The organism is Streptomyces sp. JK94 (assembly GCF_053613315.1).
Window position 1 is genome coordinate 1 of record NZ_JBSICH010000087.1, and the last position, 2,312, is coordinate 2,312.

Annotated in this window: 1 protein-coding gene; it reads left to right on the forward strand. The window is 75.9% G+C overall.

What is annotated here, in order from left to right; genetic code table 11:
• Positions 1-2,312: SpnB-like Rossmann fold domain-containing protein (locus ACVV2G_RS33315; protein WP_453846495.1), on the forward strand; the 2,312-nt coding region annotated here is incomplete at both ends.

The following is a 2,312-nucleotide window of genomic DNA, read 5'->3' on the forward strand; positions in this document are numbered from 1 at the left end:
CAGACCGTCCGGTTCGCCGACGGAGTACGGGCCCTCGCCGGGGCCGGTGCCGACGTGTTCCTGGAGATCGGTCCCGGCGGCGTCCTCACCGCCCTGGCCCAGCAGAGCGTCGACGCCGCCGCGACGGTGGCCGTCCCCGCGCTGCGCAAGGACCGGGACGAGGAGTCCGCGCTGCTCACCGCGCTGGCCCGGCTCCACGTGGCCGGTACGGACGTCGACTGGGCCCGCGCCTTCGACGGCACCGGAGCCCGCCGTGTCGCGCTGCCGACGTACGCCTTCCACCACGAGCGGTACTGGCCGCGCCCGGCCACGCACACCGGTGATGTCACCGGCGCCGGACTCCGGCCCGCCGAGCACCCGCTGCTCGGCGCCGCCACCGCCCTCGCCGCGTCCGAAGGAGTCCTGTTCACCGGGCGTCTCTCCCTCTCTACCCACCCCTGGCTCGCCGACCACACCGTCGGCGGCGGCATGGTGCTCTTCCCCGCCACCGGCTTCCTCGAACTGGCCGTCCGCGCCGGGGACGAGGTCGGCTGCGACCGGGTCGAGGAGTTCACCCTCGCCACGCCGCTCCTGCTGCCCGAGGACGCCGCCGTGGTCGTGCAGGTGTGGGCCGGCGCCCCCGACGAGACCGGCTCCCGCACGGTCAGCCTGTACTCCCGGCCGGCCGACGCCCCCGAGGAGACCTGGACCGAGCACGCCTCCGGCGTCCTGACCACCGGCGCCGCCGTCCTGCCCCTGGACACCTCGGTCTGGCCGCCCCAGGGCGCCGTCGCCGTCGACCTGGAGGGCTTCTACGACCGCACCGAGTACGGCCCCGTCTTCCGCACCATCCGTGCCGTCTGGACCCGTGACGAGGAGGCCTTCGTCGAGGCGGCGCTGCCGTCCCAGGCCGACGACGCCGGCTACTACGGCATGCACCCGGCGCTGCTCGACGCCGCCGTCCAGTCCGTCGGCTTCGCGGGCCTGGACGACGAGCACAAGCTGCTGCCGTTCCTGTGGGGAGGGGTGTCGCTGCACGCGGGCGGCGCCTCCGTGGTCCGCTTCCGGGTCGCCCGCACCGGCGAGGACTCGGTGTCCATCGCCGCCGTCGACGTCGAGGGCGCCCCCGTCCTGTCGGCCGAGTCGCTCGTGCTCCGCGTGCCCGCGGGGACGCAGGCCCCCGCCACCCGCCGTCCGGAGCTGGACTCATTGCTCCGCCTGGTATGGGCGCCGGTGCCGGAAACTCCGGAGGCCCCGGAAACCCCGGAGCCAGGAGACGCCGCCCCCGCCGTCCGGCACGCCACCGTCGCGGCACCGGGCGAGGACGGCGCCGCAGCCGTCCTGGCCGGGCTCACCGGTGAGGAGGACCTCGTCTGCGTGCCGTTCCTCGGTGACACCGGCGACGGGACCGAGGACCGGGACGTGCCCCTCGCCACCCACACGCTCACCGCGCGCGCCCTCGGCCTGGTGCAGGAGTGGCTCGCCCAGGAGCGGTTCGCCGGCTCCCGCCTGGTGTTCGTCACCCGCCACGCCGTCCAGGCCGGCCCCGAGGACCGGGTCCAGGACCTGCCCGCCGCCGCTGTCTGGGGCCTGGTCCGTGCCGCGCAGTCCGAGAACCCGACCCGGTTCGCCCTGGTCGACCTGGACGAGGCCGCCCGCGTCGAGGACGTCCCGGCACAGCTTCCCGCGCCGCTCGCGGGAGGCGACACCCAGTTCGCGGTGCGGGACGGCGCGGTGCTGGTGGCGCGGCTCGACCGCGCGGTGGCGGGCCCCGGCCTCCTGCCGCCCGCCGAGGGCCCGTGGCGCCTGGACAGCACCGCCCCGGGCAACCTGGACGCGCTGACGCTGCGCGCCTGCCCCGAGGTGCTGGAGGCGCCGGAGGGCCGGCAGGTCCGGCTGGAAGTGCGGGCCGCGGGCCTGAACTTCCGTGACGTGCTGAACGCGCTCGGCATGTACCCGGGTGAGGCCGGGCTGCTCGGCGCCGAGGCGACGGGGGTCGTGACGGCCGTGGGACCCGAGGTGACCGGCCTCGCGGTCGGTGACCGGGTGATGGGCATGGTGCCCGGCGGCCTCGCCACCGAGGCGCTGATCGACGAACGGTTCCTCGCCCGCGTCCCCGAGGGCTGGAGCGACGAGGAGGCGGCCTCCGTGCCGCTCGTCTTCCTCACCGCCCACTACGGACTCACCGAACTCGCCGGTCTGTCGGCGGGGGAGCGGGTGCTGGTGCATGCCGGTGCCGGTGGTGTGGGGATGGCGGCGGTCCAGTTGGCGCGTCATCTGGGTGCCGAGGTGTTCGCGACGGCCAGTGAGGGCAAGTGGGGGGTTCTGCGGGG